Origin of the sequence: Candidatus Lokiarchaeum ossiferum, from assembly GCA_025839675.1 — an archaeon.
GTDB lineage: Archaea > Asgardarchaeota > Lokiarchaeia > Sigyniarchaeales > Promethearchaeaceae > Lokiarchaeum > Lokiarchaeum ossiferum.
In genome coordinates, this window is sequence record CP104013.1 from 4,825,228 (window position 1) to 4,843,493 (window position 18,266).

Sequence of the window (18,266 nt, forward strand, 5' to 3'; positions counted from 1 at the left end):
ATTTGGTGTGCTTTATGATATCCTTAAAACTCTCAAAAAATGAATTTTTAGATTTGATTTCTGCTTTTGAGAATTTTTGTTTTCATAATCACTCCAATATTTATCATTATGCTGGCCAAAGTGTGAGTTTCTCTGAAAATGAATTTAATGATGAGACTGTGAATCCAAAAATGTTGGTTGAGCTACTTGAAGATAAACCATTGATGAAACGACAACAATCTGGCACGGTTTTTACTCCTGATACAATCACATACGAGATCGTATCTTTAGTCTTAAATATGAAAATGAGTCATCATTTTGCCAAAACCCCAAATTCTCACAATTTATTTAATTTCAAAGGGAGTTTCTGGGTTAATTTTAATAAATGGGTTAAAAAATCTTCAATTTCACAACTTTCTTCTTTTTTAAGTGAATTGTTCGGTTTATTTCTTTCCAAAAATAAAATATTAGATCCTGCTGTAGGGGGTGGATCTTTCATTTTCACTACTTTTCTAAAATATTTAGAATTTTATGTTCTTCTCTATCCTTATTACATTAATCCTAACAAGAGTCAATTGTCAAAGATGTCTTTGGTGCAACTTTTGGGAGTATGGAATCAATGGGAAAATACATCTTCCATTGAAAAACGGTTTAAATTCCTTCATCTGACATTCCATAATTCGACTCCATCTCAAAAAAGTGATATAACTCATAATTTTCTTAAAATATTAAATGAAAATATTGTTTGTTTCGATATCGACCCTATTGCAGTACGAGTTACGAAAATTCGACTCCATTGTTTATTAAAAACTTTTTTTGGTCATTCTGCGATGGAAAAAACACCTCTTTCGATCCAAACCCACTCGCTTGATTTTCTTTCTGTCACTTCAAAGAATCTCCTACCTTACTTTGACATAATATTGGGTAATCCTCCATATGTGGGATCTGATTCATTGGCAAAATTCTATCCTCGCTCTCATCATGAGGATCTAAAAAATAAATTTAGGGAGGTCGTTTTATTAGGGAGTAAACCTGATCTATATTTTTATTTTATAAAACGAAGCCTCGATTTACTCGCCAAAGAGGGAATTTTAGGCTTTATCATACCCAATCGAATTCTATCGAATACTTATGCTCAGAAGTTGCGGGAATATATCTTCTCAGTAACACGAATTGATTATGTGATTACTTTTTCTGATACGCTGGAAATATTTCCTTCCGCAAATGTTCATCCTTGCGTTATTCTACTTAAAAAACCAAACATAGTTGGAGATCCCGAAAATTATATTACTAAACATTTTACGAATTTAGAAAAATCAAATCAGAGTGGATGGGATCTTGGAATGAATACTCAAATTCCCTTAACCTTAGCTAAAAATTATAATCTATTTTTATCCGGTCTATCCTCTAAAAATATTTTATTTTTAGAAAAAATGGCTTCTTTTTCGCCGCTTAAATCCATTTTGCACATTCGAGAAGGTACCCGACTTGCACGTTTTAAATCCAAATACCCTCCCAGCTTCCCTTATCGAATATCTAAGGATGAATGGAGTAATTTGTCACTTCCAGAACAATCTCAATACTTGGCAGAAATTCGGGGAAAACAAATTAAATCTTATTCTATCTTACCTACTACATCTTATCTTGCCCTTCCCAATCTTCTTTTGTCTAATAATATTGTTTCCCAACGATTAGCTTTGCTAGAAAAATATTCCAAACCTACCGTGTTTATTCGGGAGTTGGGTAAAGAAATTTTTGCTTCCTACATCGATTGCAGTTCCCAACCTTCCATTGGTTATGGGGGGGTTTATTTCTTTCAATATGCTGATTTTACGGCAAAATTTCTTAAAACTTTTGAAAAAATTGATCTTCCTTCATCTGATGTTTTATTGGCTTTTTTAGTATATTTTTCTTCGACTTTCTTCTTAAAACTTTACAGGATTCTATTTACAACAGGATCTTGGGGAAATGCGCTTAAATTCCGTAGTTCATATTTTGAACAGATCCCTTTTGTTCCCTTCAATTATGAGTTGTTTGCCGTGTTTGGTCAAATTTTGATGATACTTAATCATCCTTCTTCCTTAAAATCCTATGAAAAAGTTAAAAATACTACACAACTCATCACTTGGATTGAGGGCATACGAGAGAAATTATTAATTGGGCGAATTTATTCTCAAGATGTTCCTACTATCTCCAATTTTGAGAAATTTCTTCTTGGTTCTCTAAATGAATTCCACTTTTCCAAGGATCTAGAATACTCCTTGGATAAATTGGAGAATCTTCTAAATTTTTTGTCAATAACACGAACTAAAATTTCAAGTCAAAAGTTTTATAGTGTATTTCTTAAGGAAGTGAGTGATTGTGAGAATAGATTGATTAAAGAATCTCAATAAAAAAATAGAAAAAATTATTTAAAGGTTTTTGAGAATGCCCAGATTCCATCGGTTAAAGAATGGACACATTTGATCACTTTTCCTTTTTCTCGCGCTTCCATTTCCGCTGCGTCAAATGTTGCTTCTCCAACTGCTAAAACTCGGTTGTGGCTTGGATCTTTAATTAGAATGATTTCTCCTTCTTTAATGCCTGGATCAATTGTAGTAATTCCAGGGCGCATAACATCCGCTCCTTTGGATACAAACTTGATTGCTCCTTCATCAACATGAACTGATTTGAAGGGTAATTCATTCTTCATCAGATAGCTAAGTAAAGGCACTAATTTATCTTCTTTTAACCAAAATGTTAGAACTCCATCTATTGCATACAATTCTTGATTTTGATCTAATCGAATCCATTCCACTTTCGATTTGGAAGAAAGAATATCACTTGCGGTCGCGGCATTTTCAGCCAATAAAGCATCAAATTTTGCGATCAGTTTCTTCTTATCTTTTGATTTTAATAAATGCCGTTGATGGATTTTTAAGGGAGCGGGAGCCATAGTTATTTACCTTGTAATGAATTTCTATTAAGCCTTTGGGTTTATCGTTTTGGGTAACCCAACGCGTATACATGCGCATAATCATCTGGATTTACCAATGAACGATGCCCTATAAATGTTGGAACGGTTATTTTTGGGATGATTTCTTTGAATTCTGCCCAATCGGTTGGGATTAATACCAATTCTGCATCTTTAATGCACTCTTCCGCGGAATTCATGTAGTTTACTTCGGTGATCCGTCTTTCTTCTAACATTTCTTTTGCCATTTCCATTCCTTGGGGACAATATGCTTTAATTTCGCATCCTTGGGAAACTAAGTAGGAAATAATTCGTAAAGCGGGTGATTCACGTGTGTCATCGGTCTCAGGTTTGAAAGATAAACCTAAGATCCCAACTTTTCGACGTGCGATAGAACCCATTTTTTCTTGAGCTAAATCAATTAAATGTAAATATTGGGTATGATTAACCGCTACCACTTCTTCCAAAATCCGAAATGGTGAATGACGAACTTGACCTGCATGCACAATTGCATTCACATCTTTTGGGAAACAACTTCCTCCATACCCAGGACCATTTCGTAAAAACATGGGGCTAATTCGTCGATCGGCCCCAATCGCTTCCAATACTTCCTTGGCATCAATTCCTGCTGCATCACAAAAATTTGCCCACTCATTAGCAAAGGTGATTTTTGTGGCTAAGAATGAATTTTTGGCGTATTTAATTGCTTCCGCTGCTGTGATACCAACATAAGTGAACTTGCTTTCTTCAGCCCAAGCATACATTTCTCTCATAATTTTTTTTGTTTTTTCATCTTGAGTTCCCAAAACAATGCTATCAGGATGGATGGAATCTTCTACCGCAACTCCTTCTCGTAAAAATTCTGGATTCATACATAATCCAAAATCAATGCCTGCTTTTTTACCAGAATATTGTTCCAACAGTACATTGACCGTGTTTAACGATGTTCCAGGAACAACTGTCGATTTAACCACCACTACATGATAGTTTTCTTTTGTTTTTAATGCTTCCCCAATACCTTTAGCGACTTGTTGAATATAGGAGAGATCAATCATCCCTCCTTTATCGGGTGTTCCCACACAAATTAATGAAATGTCGGTTGCATGCACAGCTTGTTGTAAATCAAGGGTTGCTCGAAGTGTTTTTTTCTTGAGCACCAATTCTTGAAGTAAACCTTCTAAACCTTTTTCAAAGATGGTGGGAATCCCTTTATTAAGGGAATCCACTTTTTTAGGGTCAATATCAACTAAAATAACTTCATGGCCATAATGAGCTGCTCCCGCTGCATTTACTTGGCCGACATATCCACTACCAACAAATGAAATCTTCATCTTACGGAATAACAATTTAAGAATCTTTTAAAATTCTAACAAACAGTTTTTTTATTATCAAAACTTTGAATTTGTGTAGAATTTCTAATGTCATCTCAAAAGATCTCGCTTAAACGTTTTAAATGGAAAATTGCACCTTGGTTGCGTCCTGAAAATATCTATGCATTATGGCTCTATTGTAAACAAGGGATCCTCTCCTTTGAATATGAAATAAATCCAGAAATAATTTTGCCGAAAAGTGAAGTGCGGGCACGGAATAGTAAAAATTTAGATTTTCCAAATTTCATCAAATTGACAGATCCCAAAATAATTGCGATGGTTGGAAATCATTTGAAATCTACCACTGTGAAGGGTGCTATTGGAAAAGGGATTTTCTTGGGAAATATCGAAATTCTATTTGAAAACTCTAAAAAAAGCATTCCAATGATGTCCACATTAATTGATTGGCGGGAATGGTGGTTATCCACGAATAAGAGGAGTCCTTAAAAATTTAATCGATTTTCTTTGTGGTGAAATTATTTTTTAGATATGTAGAATTACATTCTTTAGAAATTATCTTTTTAAAATAGGAACGAAAATGTCCAATTTAGAAAAACCTACTAAACGGTTGGAGCGTTATAAAATCTTATGGGAAATCAGCGAAGCTTCACCGATCATCCGCCGATATTTTGCTATGAACTTCTTTGATGGTGTTTTAACTGCATTAGGGATTGTCCTTGGTAGTTTTGTCATTTTTTTAGATAATAATGAAGCTACATCAACTCCAATTAATGGATTTGTATTTTTCACTGGGTTAACCACTGCTATCGCAATTGGGATTTCTGGTCTCACGGGAAGTCATCTTGCAGAATCTGCAGAACGCAAGTTAAATGTAATAGAAATGAAAAAAGTACTTGGGTTGGTTGATCATCACGGAAATGAGAGAACTGATGATTTAGATCGTCCAAAATGGACAGAACGTGATATAAGGTTGGCTTTGGGTAAATTCGAGAATATTAATGCACCTGTTTCTCGAAAAAGAGCCAAGAAATCAAGCCTCCATTTGGGATTAACACCTGAGCAAGCAAAAAAATTAAATTTAAATTTAGACGGGTCTCCCAAAGTCGTGGATACAAAAAAACCTCCCTTAGTTCAACCAACTCCTAAAAAACAAAAAAACCTCCAAAGTCCAACCAGCGAAGAGCAACCAAGAAAGAAAAAGAAGAAGGTTGAAAAAGAAGAAACTATTTTCGAGGCTGCGCAGGAATTTGCCAGTAAAGTTGCTGCGGCTGTGGATGGGCTTAGTCCTTTCGCAGGTGTTGTGGTTGTAGTGATTCCTTTTCTCTTTGCTGGGTGGGATTCTACAGTTGGGTGGGCTTCCTTCATAATTTCGTTCATATTGACAGTAGTTGTGTTATTTTTCTTGGGAAGATATTTAGCCATTTTAAGTCGAGAATCTGTTATAAAATATGGTGCTCAGATGGTTTTTGCTGCCTTATTGACTGCATTATTGACTCTTGGATTAAATCAAATTGTCCAAGGCTTAAATCGTGTCGTCTAAAATTTCCATTATTCTCCCAAAATTTTTTTACCCGTTTTATTTTCTCAACTATCTTAATATCCTAGAAATTTTTAGGTCGAGAGGTCTATGAACTACTTGGTGAGATTAATTGGATAAAATTGAGCGAACGGTTTTTGCTAACCTCGAGGCCCAGAGCAAGTTAGTGAGTAAAACTTTCAAAGAAATGGGCATTTGCATTAATGCATACTTAGAAGGAAATGAAGATGTGCAAAATAGCAGCATTACAAAGATTCGCAGCTATGAAAAAGATGCGAGTAAAATTCGAAGGAAAAATTTAGAAGTTGTAGCTCAAACCGTGAGTATTTACCGTAGTGATCTGCTTCGATTGGTAATGAAAATGGCAGATGTAATGGCAAATCAAGCAGGTGCTTCAGTACGCCTTGGCAAAGTAAGATACACCCCCCGTTCTGATGATGAAATGGTTCTCAAGTTTAAAACTTTAATTGATGTTTTCATTAAAATGGGGGAAGAGCTTAGAAATCTAATGTCCAAACTTGGAGAAGATATGGAAAAAGCCCATCATGCTTGCGATAGAGTGGATGAAGTAGAAGAACAAGTTGATGAAATTTATCGGGATTTACATGGTCATTTGTATAATAGAGAAGATATTCCATTGCGAATTATAATGCAGTTATTAAGTGTTGCAAAGCATGTTGAGGAAGCTTGTGATCATTGTGCAAGCGTGGCGGATTCTGTCAGAATTATTTTAGTGACGCACTGATTTTAATGAATATTGGTAAACCTTTTTTTTATGTGAGTTAAAAAGATCAATTAAGCTTTTACCTTTGAAAAAATTAAGTTGCTCAGATTAAAAAAACACGAGATTAATTGAATTTACTTATGTATAACTATTTTAAAAGGGTTTTTTATGAAGATGGAGCACACTTGAAGTGACGTTCATAGTAAGGATATTAATCCTTGAAGATCGAGAAGATGATTACGTATTAATTAAAAGAACTCTTGGACAAAGCATTCATGAAACTGTTATCAAATGGGTTAAAACTAGAAGTGAGTTTGTTGAAGCGCTCCAACACAATTCTTGGGATGTAATTTTATCCGATTTTGACCTTGGAACTTTTACAGGGCTGGATGCCTTCAATTTATTGAAACAAACTCGCAAAGATGTACCCTTCATTCTAATTTCAGGTGCAATTGGAGAAGAATATGCTGTAAATGCAATGAGGGCTGGTGTGAGTGATTATATTTTAAAGGGAGATCTTACGCGTCTCAATCCTGCTTTAGAACGTGAATTGGAAGATGCAATTATTCGAAAAGAACAAGTTGTTTCAGAAAATAAATTTCAAGAATCTCAATTAGAACTTACCCAGATTTTTAATTCTGTGGGTCCGATGAGTGTTATCTCCCTAGATTATAAATTTAAGATGGTTAATGATTCTTTTTGTAATTTTTACGGATATAATCGGGATGAAATCATGAAATTGGATTATTTTACGATTATGAAAGTTCCCTTTGATGAAGATAATGGGTGTCCAATTAAGGAAGTTTTGAAAACAAAGAATACTGTTGACCGGGAGTACACTTTCATATCACGAACAAACGAGATATTCCACTGTTTATTATCTTACTCGCCTTTTATTGATTCAAGGAATACGATCATTGGTTGTGTGGTTACAATAACTGATGTGTCTCAAATTCGTTCTCTGGAAAATCAATTGTTACAATCCCAAAAGATGGAAGCCTTGGGGAGGTTTGCAGGTGGGATTGCTCACGACTTTAATAACATTATGACTGTTATATTGGGTTTTAGTCAAATGATTTCATCTTCTTTAAGTGATTCTGATTCGAATAAAGAATATATTGATGAAATTCTCGGAGCGGCAAATCGAGCGGGGGCTTTAACTGAACAGATTCTGTCTTTCAGTCGTAAAAAGAAACTCACGGAACAATCCATTGACTTAATCCAGTTTATCCAAGATCTAGAAAAAATCCTACAGCGAATGATTGGAGAAGATATTGAATTAAATACCGTTTTTAGTTGTGATAGTGCTCCAATTTTTGCAAATCCCACTCAAATTGAACAAGTTATTTTGAATTTAGCCACAAATGCACGCGATGCTATGCCTGAAGGAGGGAAGTTTACTCTAAAGATAGACATTATTGATTTTTCAATTGAAAATAAAAAAAATCATTTCAAGTTACCACCTCAAAAATACATTCATTTGCAAGCATCGGATACGGGGTGTGGAATTAAGAATGAATTAAAAAATCGTATCTTTGAGCCATTTTTTACCACAAAAGAACGTGGAAAAGGTACTGGGCTAGGATTATCAACAGTTTATGGAATTATTAAGCAAGTTAAGGGAGTAATTGATGTTTTTAGCGAAGAATCTATGGGAACAACTTTCCACATCTATATTCCTTATTCATTAAAAAAAATCTCTTCGAATCCTACCAAATTAGTATATAGGGATCAATTGAATGGAAATGAATCTATTTTACTCGTTGAAGATGAAAGTTCCGTTCAAAATTTTACTAAAAAAATTTTAGAAAAACATGGTTATGAAGTAACATCTGCGGAAAATGGTATTGAAGCATTAAAGATCATTGAAGATTTAAAAAATCCATTCGATCTTATCCTAAGTGATATTATTATGCCAAAAATGGGGGGAATGAAATTGTTTGAAAAGTTAGCAATAGAAAAGAAAAATGGTCTAAAATTCCTATTTATGTCTGGATATGATTTGAAAACATCCTTTTTGGCCGATCAAAGAATTAATGAAAAATTTTTCTTACAAAAACCGTTCACTTCGCATGAACTACTTGTAAAAATGAGGAAAATTTTAGACAATTAAAGCAAATTTATTAATTTCCTATCTTAATTTGTCAAGTTTTTTCAAGATTTTTACATCTTTTTTGAATTCTTTTTTTTGAGATTTAAGTAATTTTATGAAATTCTTCAGATTATCTCTGTAGTCATTCAGAAGGGTAATATCTTGTTGTAACGGCGTAAAACGGGTAATATATGATCCTATTACTATAGATTGTGCCATAAATTCATCAATTTTTTCAACGAATTTGTAGTGATTCAATTTCTGCTGAATTATATTCGTTCGTTTTTTCTTCCCAAATTTTTCCGTGAGCCCGTAGAAGTAATGATGAAATATATAAATCTCCTCCTATTTTTTTATTGAAATTTACAAAAATGTAAGAAAAACACGTAATAATAAATCTATTTCTTCTATGAGAAGATTTTTGATTTAATGATATAAACTTAAATTATTTCATATTTTTTCAAAATTAAATCACATCCAGTTATTTGAAATACCTATTTCATAGATTCCGTAAACTTTTAACACTATGGAGTTTTCATTGTTAATAGGAAATATCATTTTAAATTGTATTTTTTAAATGATCTTTCAGAAGGTGTAGTATTTACGCGTGCCAAACAAAAATTTTATACACTTCTTGTGCTTTTTCAATTCATTTTAGCCATTACTGTTTATTTTTCAGTTAATGCAATTTTAGCTGTTGCACAAGAAGGGACTACTGAAGTTGTTAACCCTTCCACTAATGAATATGATGTTGGGATGTGGTTAGCCCTATCTGCTGCTATTGCTGTTGGATTGTCTGGATTAGGAGCGGGATATGCAATTAAAACGACTGGAACTGCTGCCATCAGTGTGTTGGCTGAACGGCCTGAAGAATTTATGAAAGGATTTTTAGTGGTTGCTCTTGGTGAAGCCTTGGCAATATATGGACTTATCGTAGCCATTTTATTGTGGAATAAAATTCCAAACTAGATAAAAAACAATTCAATCAATTCATAATAGAATTTTATTTTTTTTGATAATAATCAAACGAGTATTTAAGAAGAGTAACTTCGCTTTGAAGCCGGAGATTATATGAAAGTAACTATTGATGATTATGGATTTATTTTTGTCCGTTTATCTGTTATTAAATCTTTACTAATGTCTGAAGATGACCTGAGTAAATTGGCTTCAATAGGAGATCTTGAATCTTTAGGTATATACACTAAAAGATTTTTTCCCAGTTTTTCTCCTGAAGAAAATACAGTTTGGGAATATGAGTGGACCTTGTGGAATACATATTTTGCAATATTAGAAAAAATATTAATCGCTGCCCCTCATCCAATTCAAATTTTCCTAAAATCTTTATTAGTGAAATATGAAATTTTAAATCTAAAAATATGTATCTATGGAGTTATTGAACAAACATCACTTGAAGATCGATATCATCGAGTTTTTGATCGTCCTTCAAAAATTTTAGAGAGATATGATTTTTTGAAACGCTTATTGATAATGAAAAATTTTGAAGATCTCATTAAAGCTGTTCATTCTACACCATATCGAAAAATTGTTGAAGAAGGTGTCCAAAAATTTAAGGAATCTGGAGACATTTTTTATCTTGAACATAGTCTTGATAAGTTCTATTATACTAACATGATTGAAAAGAGCAGATTTTTCCCCCACCGAGAAAAGAATTTTATAGAAGGATTTATCCGAGCTGAAATTGATTACAATTCGTTAAATCTTATCTATCGCGCTCTTTTTAATGGAATTTCATTAGAATTAATTAAACCCTACGTTATTTCAAATGGGCTGCTTTTTAAGCATAATGAAATTAAAATTCTGATAACTTCTTCATCAATTCATGATTTTATAATTAAATTGAAACGAATTTTGAAAAAACAGAAAGACTTTGCAATAATTCCTGAAAAACTGAGTGATCCTAATCCAGATGTGTGGTCATGGTTGTCTGAATTCTTCTTGAATAAATATCTTGAACGTTTTCAGACTTCAATTGTTGATGATATTCCTCTCATATCTATTTCATTAATTTTCAAGTTACTATTATTAAAACAAAATGAAATCAAAAGAATTTCTGCTCGGGCAATTCAAATCTCTCTCGCTGAAGAGAAATATTAAATTTATAGGTGATATGTTATGCCAAAAAAGCTAAAAAAGAAAGATAAATCAAAATCTCCTTCAAAAAACTTAGATGATCCTACTGAAACATTTTCAAAAACGATTCTAGTAAAAGACCAAAATTTTGAAAATTTATCCTCGGAAGATGATTACAGCTGTAGGGATATTTCACCAGAACATTGTGCAGAATTAAGAAATCGGGGATTTACCAATCGTAAAGAAGATCTCTTTCTTGAAGTTCGTTCCCTCGAAGAACGCTATAAATATAAGATTAGTGTCGAAAAAGAATTATGGTCGGATAAGGTTTCCAAAGAAAGAGAAAAAAACTCTATTTTATATAAAAATGCTTTATTGAATAAGGAGAAACAATTGAAGTTTGAAATCGAAGAGTTGAAACTGGAAATGGAGAAAAATATTCATGCTTTGGAGACTCAAGAACAAATGATTCTTTCCCAGATCGACATGGTCTATAAAATTAATAAGGACAAAATAATCAATGATTTCTTTGAAATCATCGGTTTAAATTTTTAAATTGTAAAATGAAATGGGGTAGAATAAACTGAAAATAATTTGCGTTTCTGATGATGATACAAACATTCTATTTCGATTGATAGGCATAAAAAGTTTTGAAATTTCATCTAATAATTCTGAGATCTTTCAAGAAGAATTTGATAAAATTTTAGAGGATCAAGACATCGGTTTAGTATTATTAAATGAAAAATATTTGATGCGCCAACGAGATTATTTTAGGCGATTAAAATTGCGCAAATACCCCATAATTATCGAAATTCCGGATATGAAGGCTCCTTTGAAAGAATCCTATTTCCGGCATTTAATAGAGAAGTATTTGGGATTAACATTAAAGGAAGGATAGTATGTCATTAAGAGAAGATTTTAGAGATATTGGCTATGAAATGGCTCGTATGGTAACTAAAGAAGTGGAAATGATTCAAAAGAAAGCTCTAAGTGCAATAGATTTCATCAAGGAAGAAACAAAAAAAAAACTTGAGAAAGATCTAATAAAATTAGAAGCTGAATTAATCAATCGAAGCTTACAAAAATTAAATATAAATGAAACAGAACGTGTAGCTGAAATCAATCAAGCCATAGCAAACAAGAAAAATGAATGTATTGAGAACTTCATAATTTTTTTTAAAGAACAAACTCAATTAAGAATAAAAAAAAATAGTCAAAAATATTCGATGTTTATTATGTCAAAAATTATGGAATTTCTCCCATTAATTGATCGCCCTGTGAAAGTTCAATTCAACACCCGAGACTTACAATATATTAAAGAAAACACTTTTTTCAATCCAATTCCCGAGAAACAGAATTTATTGAGGTTGGATGAACGTCCTCTTGATGTTGCATGTGGATTTAAAATTGTGTCAGAGGATAAGGCCTTTACTATCGATTATACATTGGAATCCCTAATAGAAAAATATAAACAAGAATTATCTCTACGGTTTATGAAGATCTTCCCTATATTTGAAATTAAAGTAAAAAATGCAATGGAAATAGATATGCAACAACATGGAGGTGCAAAAAGACATGAGAGATGATGCTGGGGTTAAAGGAGTAATTACTTCAATAAATGGTTCAGTTATAAAAGTTGAAGGATTTCATAATCAAGCCGTAGGTGATATGGTTGAAGTTAGTTTAGATTTGCACTTAACAGGAGAGATTATTAAAATCATTGATAATGTGTCAATTATTCAATGCTATGAAGAAACTGCTGGATTAAATCTGAATGCAATTGTGACTAATCATTGTTATCCTTTATCTATGGAATTAGGTCCGGGAATGTTGAATTCAATTTTCGATGGGATACAACGCCCCTTGACTAGTATTGCTGATATGACGGGTGACTTCATAGATCGGGGGATGAGTGTTGACGCGCTAAATCGAAAGACAATGTGGGATTTTAATCCAACAATAAATGAAGGTTCACAAGTCAAAGCTGGTGATATCATTGGTTATGTCCATGAGTTTTCTCTTGAACATAAAATTATGGTTCCTCCAAATATTTCTGGAGTTATACAAGAAATTAAACCAGGAAAATTTACGTTAACCGATGTAATATATAAAATAAAAGATTCTCGCGGTGAATTACGTGAATTTTCACTTTTGACTAAATGGCCGATTAGAAGTCCGCGACCCGTAAAAAAACGAAAAATTCCTCAACGTCCTTTATTAACAGGTACCCGTGTATTTGATTTATTATTTCCCGTCGCCCGTGGGGGAGTTGTTGCAGTTCCTGGAGGATTTGGTACAGGTAAAACAGTCGTTCAACATTCCCTCGCCAAATTTGCAGATGCAGATGTTATTGTATATATCGGTTGTGGTGAAAGAGGTAACGAAATGGCTGATTTATTGAATACTTTTCCTTTCTTAGAAGATCCTGTAAACAATCGACCTTTGATGGAACGAACGATCATGATTGCCAATACCAGTAATATGCCAGTTTCAGCTCGTGAAGCTTCTATATTTTCTGGCATTACTATGGCTGAATATTGGCGCGATATGGGAAATCATGTTCTATTACTTGCAGATAGCACCAGTCGATGGGCTGAAGCTCTAAGAGAATTATCAGGAAGGCTTGAAGAACTACCGATCGAAGGTGGTTATCCTGCATATCTTGCAACTAGGTTAAGTAATTTCTACGAACGTGCTGGATTAGTTGAAGTTCTTGGTTCTCCTTCGCGAATGGGATCAATTACCATTGTTGGTGCGGTTTCTCCTCCTGGAGGTGATTTTTCCGAACCTGTTACCACAAATACTAAGCGATTTGTAAAAGCTTTTTGGGCGTTAGATGCCAGATTAGCATATGCCCGACATTATCCATCTGTTAATTGGGTAAATTCGTACTCTCTTTATGATAATCTTGCTACTTTTTGGGAAAGCAATATTGCTACTGGCTGGCAAGAATCTCGCAAAGTCGTAAGCATTATTCTTTCTAAAGCTGAAGAATTAAATAATATCGCAAAGCTTATCGGTCCTGAAAATTTACCTCCTGATCAACAACTCGTTCTCTTTATGGCTTCCCTTATCAAAGATGGCTTTTTAATTCAGAATGGCTTTAATGAGAATGATCGTTTTAGTTCTCCAGAAAAAACTATGAAGCTCATCTCGGTAATATTGGAATTTTATGATAGAAGCTTAAAAAAAATTCGGAAAGGTGTTCCTTTCTTTCGGATTCGAGAAATGCATTGTCTGCAATCCTTAAGAAGGGCACGTCTAGACATTGGTCCTAAAGATCTTTATAAATTTGAAGAAATATTTCAAGAAATTACCCATGATTTTGAGGGTTTAAAAGCTCAATATGAGGAGTTGCTTTAAGATGTCAATTGTATACCACAATGTAGAATCAATTAAGGATCCATTATTATTTTTGAAGCCCATTCAAGGGCACGATATCAAAAATGGGAGTGTAGTTAAAATAAGCACTGAGAATGGCGTTCGAACTGGAATTGTTTTGACGGTAAATACTGAGCTTGTTGTTGTTCAAGTGATTGAAGGTGCTTTTGGTATTGTAATGGGTAAAACAAACATTACTTTCTTGGATCAAGTTTTTCAGATTGGAGTTTCACGAGAAATGATGGGGCGCCGATTTAATGGAAAAGGTATGCCTATTGATGGTGGTAAAGCATTTTTACCAGAGGAAATGCGTGATATAAATGGATTACCAATGAATCCAATTAGACGAGCATACCCAAAAGATGTTATTCAAACTGGAATATCTTCATTTGATTGTTTAAATACTTTAGTACGTGGCCAAAAATTACCAATTTTTAGTGGACAAGGATTACCTCATAATAAATTAGTTGCTCAAATAGTAAATAATGCTAAAGTCACAACAAAAGATCCATTCGTGACCATTTTTTGTGGTATTGGACTTTTAGCAGAAGAAGCTCTTTATTTTCAGCAAAAATTCGAAGAACGAGGTGCAACAAATGTCATATCCTTTATAAATTTAGCTTCCGATCCTACCATTGAAAGAATATTAATTCCCAGAATTGCATTAACTACTGCTGAATTCTTAGCTTATAAACACAATATGCATGTATTGGTTGTTATGTCTGATATTACAAACTATGCTGAGGCCTTACGTGAAATATCTAATGTAAAAGGGGAAATACCTGCTAGGAAAGGATTTCCTGGTTATATGTATAGTGATTTTGCTAGTCTCTATGAGCGCGCTGGCCGAATTCGAATGAATATGGGATCTATTACGCAAATTCCTGTAATATCCATGCCGAATGATGATATTTCTCATCCAATTCCTGATTTAACAGGATACATCACTGAAGGACAAATTGTTCTGAGTCGAGACTATCATCAAAAAGGGATTTTTCCTCCAATTTACCCTCTAGCTTCACTTTCGAGATTAATGAAAGATAGTATTGGAGAAGGGAATACTCGAGAAGATCATGCAGATGTTTCGAGTCAGATGTACGCTTGTTATTCCAAAGCCCTTGAAATTCGTGAATTAGAAAGTATTATTGGTACAGAGAGTTTAAGTGATGTTGATAAATTGTACTTAAAATTTGGAAGCAAATTTGAAAAAAAATTTATTCACCAAGGTGAATCGGAAAGAGATTTTATAAAAACATTAAATCTCGCCTGGAAATTACTTTCTCTTATGGGAAAAGGGGAATTGGTGCGAATAAAAAAAGAATATCTAAGTAAATATTTTGTTTATAATGCTGAAGAAATGGATCTTTAAATTGAGGTGAAGAAATGTCTTTCCAAAATGTAAAACCAACAAAACCAGAACTTGATCGGTTGAAGAAAAAACGTCAATTTTCTGTAAGGGGTGAAAATCTGCTTGAAATTAAGCGAGAACAATTACTTAATTCATTAAAAACCATATTAGATAAGAATTTCTCTATTCGCAGTGAAATGCGGTCTGAAATTCTCAAGGATATGGATTTATTGGAAAAAACATATGAAACAATTGGGAAACGAAAAGTAGATCGGATCTCTCGATTGAATGAAGTTACTCTTAAAACCTCTGTAGAAATTAACTATATCCATGAAATGGGGATAGATGTTCCAAAACTTGAACTGCATTTTCAAGATAAACCTTTACCCTCATATTCGTATGGTGATACAACTCTACACCTTGATATATTATTGAAACGATTGAAGACAACTCTTGGTCGTTTAATTGAAATTGCCGAAGTAGATAGTATGATGTACCGGTTAGCTGAAGACAATAAAAAAATTCAGCGAAGGATTGATGCTTTGGATGATATCATTATTCCCCAACTTGATGGTAATATACATACTATTGAAGAAATTTTGAATGATGAAGAACGCGAAGAGTTTATTCGAATGAAGAAAATTAAAGAATTTTTAGAAGATGATGAAGCGGAAAAGAAAGCTAAAAGTGATTAACATGTTAACACCTGAAGATATGACTTACTTAGACATTGCTATTCATAAAAGTAAGATCTCTGCATTTTTAAACGAAGTACCGAAACATCGCATACATATTGCTGAATTTAAAGAGCCTAAAGATAAATCTGCTCATCATATCCGGCGGGAACATAAGATTAATGATGATACGGAAATGATTCAGCATAAAATTAATGAAATTGAAGAAAGTATTATTTATTTTTTTCAGAAACTTGAAATTGATCCTAAAAAACTATCAAAACCTGAATTAGATAAGCGAATTTTCTTTGAAGTTACTTCAGTTAATAACGCTATTGATATATTGCATGAAAAAGCTACCAATGAAGCGAGACGAATTCGGGCTTATTATAATACTCTAGATAAATATGAAAAAGAACTTAAATTGAATAAGATGTTACGCCAAATTTATTCTTGGGTAGCAACTTACTCTGCTACAAAAATTGCATTTGAATGGTTCAATCTATTGGAATTTCGATTGTTTTATATGAATTCATCAGAGTTTGTTGATATGGAGGTTGTTTTAGAACATGATGAACTTCCAATTGTTTTAGAATATAAAGAAATTTCGGATGATATTACAGCTTTTTTCATGATTTATTTCAAAGAACATCGTCAAAGTATAAATGAAATTTGCCATGGTGCCAGTGAATTGACTGATTTTAAGGATCATTTTGATGATTTTGGTGTAAATCTTGATACGATTGATAAAGAGATCCATTTTGCAAAAGAGCGCTTAATAAAAGCAAATGAATCGATTCAAAAAGTCAAAAATGAGGCTTTAAGGTTTCGTGCTTATATGGAATTATTAGAAAATATCAAAAAGTATGAGTTAATTGAAATTCAATTCCGAGAAAGTTATGGTTCAGAAATTGTCCGAATGGAAGCTTTCATTCCAACTAAAAATGAAGAATTTATCTGCAATTCTTTAGACAAAAAATTCCATAACTATATTAGAATAGCCGCCCGAGTTATTAAGAGAGATGCAATCAGTAATGAAAAACACCTTACAACTTCAAAATTGATTGGTACAGATTCCGAGGATTATGATTATTTTACCGATAGATCTGATTCTGATGTGTCTTCCTCATCGATTCCCTCATTAATTAAACCGAAAAAAATATTCAAACCTTTTCAATTATTAACACGATTATATGGTACAGCCAATTACTCTGAACTGGATCCTACATCCTTAGTCGCCCTTACATATCCTCTTCTTTTTGGATTTATGTTCGGTGATATAGGTCATGGATTGATCTTGTGTACAGTAGGTTTAGTCTTAATTTTTCTAAATAGATCGGACAAAGAAAATTCCATGTATGATGCAGGTTTCTTGTTCATATGGCTTGGAATTGCTGCAACTGGTGCAGGTGCATTATACGGTGAGTTTTTCGGATTTCCACTTGCTTATGCTGAGCATCTTGGATTTAATCCAATGCATGAAATTATTCCAGTTTTGAAAATTTTTGTTTTAGTGGGTGTTGCTCATATCTCATTAGGATGGTTATTATCTATGATCAATTTCATTCAAAAGAAAAGAGTATTCCTCGCAATTGCTGATCCATTCTTAAAGATTTTAATTCTTATTGGAGGAACCATAATGATTTTCACCTATATGTTCGAAATTTCTGCTTGGGTTGCACCTCCATATCCAATATTACTTCCTGTAATCCCTACGCTATTGTTTGTTATTGTTAAACCTCTTGGCCGGATTTTTGGTATAAAGTATCTTCAAAAAGATTCTGTTGGTGAATTATTTGGAGAACAAGCTTTAGATTTGAGTGAAACTTATTTAGGTATTGTATCAAATGTAGCAAGTTACTCGCGTCTTCTTGCTCTTTCATTGGTTCATATGAGTTTAATGCTTGTTTTCACAACAATTGCGGATATTATATTGGAAAATGAATTTTTCGGGGATATTGTGGTTGTGTCAATTGTTCTAGTTATCGGAAACATTTTTGTTATTGTTTTAGAAACTCTGATGGCAGGTATTCATGCTTTACGGTTGACTTTTTATGAATTTTTTGGAAAATTTTTCCATGCTGATGGAGTTCCTTATTCATTCACAACAATTGATTCCGATTTTAGTTCTATCGAATTTGTGTAAGGGGAAAAAA

Annotated in this window: 16 protein-coding genes; 14 read left to right on the forward strand and 2 right to left on the reverse strand. The window is 33.2% G+C overall.

What is annotated here, in order from left to right; translation table 11 throughout:
- The first annotated feature begins 14 nt into the window (after positions 1–14).
- Entirely contained in the window at positions 15–2,372 is a 2,358-nt protein-coding gene (locus NEF87_RS20685) for an Eco57I restriction-modification methylase domain-containing protein (RefSeq protein ID WP_457917316.1), read from the forward strand.
- Between the two features lie 14 nt (positions 2,373–2,386).
- Here NEF87_RS20685 and NEF87_RS20690 read toward each other — a convergent pair whose 3' ends face one another.
- Both NEF87_RS20690 and NEF87_RS20695 read right to left on the reverse strand, forming a co-directional pair.
- Positions 2,387–2,914, reverse strand: coding sequence for a PUA domain-containing protein (locus NEF87_RS20690; RefSeq protein WP_371803416.1), 528 nt, complete (start codon positions 2,912–2,914; stop codon positions 2,387–2,389).
- 41 nt (positions 2,915–2,955) lie between these two features.
- Positions 2,956–4,263: a UDP-glucose dehydrogenase family protein gene (locus NEF87_RS20695; RefSeq protein ID WP_457917317.1), complete on the reverse strand. Its 1,308-nt coding sequence runs from the start codon at positions 4,261–4,263 to the stop codon at positions 2,956–2,958.
- 87 nt (positions 4,264–4,350) lie between these two features.
- On the opposite strand from NEF87_RS20695, the gene NEF87_RS20700 reads away from it, so the two are divergent.
- From NEF87_RS20700 to NEF87_RS20760, 13 genes are all read left to right on the forward strand, one after another.
- Positions 4,351–4,749, forward strand: coding sequence for a hypothetical protein (locus tag NEF87_RS20700; protein WP_457917318.1), 399 nt, complete (start codon positions 4,351–4,353; stop codon positions 4,747–4,749).
- 91 nt (positions 4,750–4,840) lie between these two features.
- The gene (locus NEF87_RS20705) at positions 4,841–5,803 is read left to right on the forward strand and encodes a VIT1/CCC1 transporter family protein (protein ID WP_457917319.1); all 963 of its coding nucleotides are present in this window, start codon (positions 4,841–4,843) and stop codon (positions 5,801–5,803) included.
- 109 nt (positions 5,804–5,912) lie between these two features.
- Positions 5,913–6,545, forward strand: coding sequence for a DUF47 domain-containing protein (locus tag NEF87_RS20710; RefSeq protein ID WP_371803420.1), 633 nt, complete (start codon positions 5,913–5,915; stop codon positions 6,543–6,545).
- Positions 6,546–6,714: 169 nt separating this feature from the next.
- Positions 6,715–8,637 carry a response regulator gene (locus NEF87_RS20715; protein WP_457917320.1) on the forward strand — a complete coding sequence of 641 codons (1,923 nt, stop codon included), beginning with the start codon at positions 6,715–6,717 and terminating at the stop codon, positions 8,635–8,637.
- Between the two features lie 543 nt (positions 8,638–9,180).
- A complete protein-coding gene (locus tag NEF87_RS20720; RefSeq protein WP_457917321.1) occupies positions 9,181–9,585 on the forward strand; it encodes an ATP synthase subunit C in 405 nt (134 codons plus the stop codon).
- A 102-nt stretch (positions 9,586–9,687) separates the two neighbouring features.
- Complete coding sequence (locus NEF87_RS20725) at positions 9,688–10,731, forward strand: V-type ATPase subunit (RefSeq protein WP_457917322.1); 1,044 nt, start codon at positions 9,688–9,690, stop codon at positions 10,729–10,731.
- An 18-nt stretch (positions 10,732–10,749) separates the two neighbouring features.
- A complete protein-coding gene (locus tag NEF87_RS20730) occupies positions 10,750–11,262 on the forward strand; it encodes a hypothetical protein (protein WP_457917323.1) in 513 nt (170 codons plus the stop codon).
- Positions 11,263–11,299: 37 nt separating this feature from the next.
- Positions 11,300–11,605: a V-type ATP synthase subunit F gene (locus tag NEF87_RS20735; RefSeq protein ID WP_371806867.1), complete on the forward strand. Its 306-nt coding sequence runs from the start codon at positions 11,300–11,302 to the stop codon at positions 11,603–11,605.
- A gap of 1 nt (position 11,606) precedes the next feature.
- Positions 11,607–12,293 carry a hypothetical protein gene (locus tag NEF87_RS20740; RefSeq protein ID WP_371803425.1) on the forward strand — a complete coding sequence of 229 codons (687 nt, stop codon included), beginning with the start codon at positions 11,607–11,609 and terminating at the stop codon, positions 12,291–12,293.
- Positions 12,283–14,070: a V-type ATP synthase subunit A gene (locus NEF87_RS20745; protein ID WP_457917324.1), complete on the forward strand. Its 1,788-nt coding sequence runs from the start codon at positions 12,283–12,285 to the stop codon at positions 14,068–14,070. The genes NEF87_RS20740 and NEF87_RS20745 overlap by 11 nt, the downstream gene beginning before the upstream one ends.
- A gap of 1 nt (position 14,071) precedes the next feature.
- A complete protein-coding gene (locus tag NEF87_RS20750) occupies positions 14,072–15,457 on the forward strand; it encodes a V-type ATP synthase subunit B (protein WP_371803427.1) in 1,386 nt (461 codons plus the stop codon).
- Between the two features lie 14 nt (positions 15,458–15,471).
- Entirely contained in the window at positions 15,472–16,131 is a 660-nt protein-coding gene (locus tag NEF87_RS20755; RefSeq protein ID WP_371803428.1) for a V-type ATP synthase subunit D, read from the forward strand.
- 1 nt (position 16,132) lies between these two features.
- A complete protein-coding gene (locus NEF87_RS20760) occupies positions 16,133–18,256 on the forward strand; it encodes a V-type ATP synthase subunit I (protein ID WP_457917325.1) in 2,124 nt (707 codons plus the stop codon).
- The last annotated feature ends 10 nt before the right edge of the window (positions 18,257–18,266 follow it).

Bases quoted from the DNA above. Each gene is read 5' to 3' on its own strand.
- NEF87_RS20685 (WP_457917316.1), top strand. From the start codon at position 15: ATGATATCCTTAAAACTCTCAAAAAATGAATTTTTAGATTTGATTTCT.
- NEF87_RS20690 (WP_371803416.1), bottom strand. From the start codon at position 2,914: ATGGCTCCCGCTCCCTTAAAAATCCATCAACGGCATTTATTAAAATCA.
- NEF87_RS20695 (WP_457917317.1), bottom strand. From the start codon at position 4,263: ATGAAGATTTCATTTGTTGGTAGTGGATATGTCGGCCAAGTAAATGCA.
- NEF87_RS20700 (WP_457917318.1), top strand. From the start codon at position 4,351: ATGTCATCTCAAAAGATCTCGCTTAAACGTTTTAAATGGAAAATTGCA.
- NEF87_RS20705 (WP_457917319.1), top strand. From the start codon at position 4,841: ATGTCCAATTTAGAAAAACCTACTAAACGGTTGGAGCGTTATAAAATC.
- NEF87_RS20725 (WP_457917322.1), top strand. From the start codon at position 9,688: ATGAAAGTAACTATTGATGATTATGGATTTATTTTTGTCCGTTTATCT.
- NEF87_RS20730 (WP_457917323.1), top strand. From the start codon at position 10,750: ATGCCAAAAAAGCTAAAAAAGAAAGATAAATCAAAATCTCCTTCAAAA.
- NEF87_RS20740 (WP_371803425.1), top strand. From the start codon at position 11,607: ATGTCATTAAGAGAAGATTTTAGAGATATTGGCTATGAAATGGCTCGT.
- NEF87_RS20745 (WP_457917324.1), top strand. From the start codon at position 12,283: ATGAGAGATGATGCTGGGGTTAAAGGAGTAATTACTTCAATAAATGGT.
- NEF87_RS20750 (WP_371803427.1), top strand. From the start codon at position 14,072: ATGTCAATTGTATACCACAATGTAGAATCAATTAAGGATCCATTATTA.
- NEF87_RS20755 (WP_371803428.1), top strand. From the start codon at position 15,472: ATGTCTTTCCAAAATGTAAAACCAACAAAACCAGAACTTGATCGGTTG.
- NEF87_RS20760 (WP_457917325.1), top strand. From the start codon at position 16,133: ATGTTAACACCTGAAGATATGACTTACTTAGACATTGCTATTCATAAA.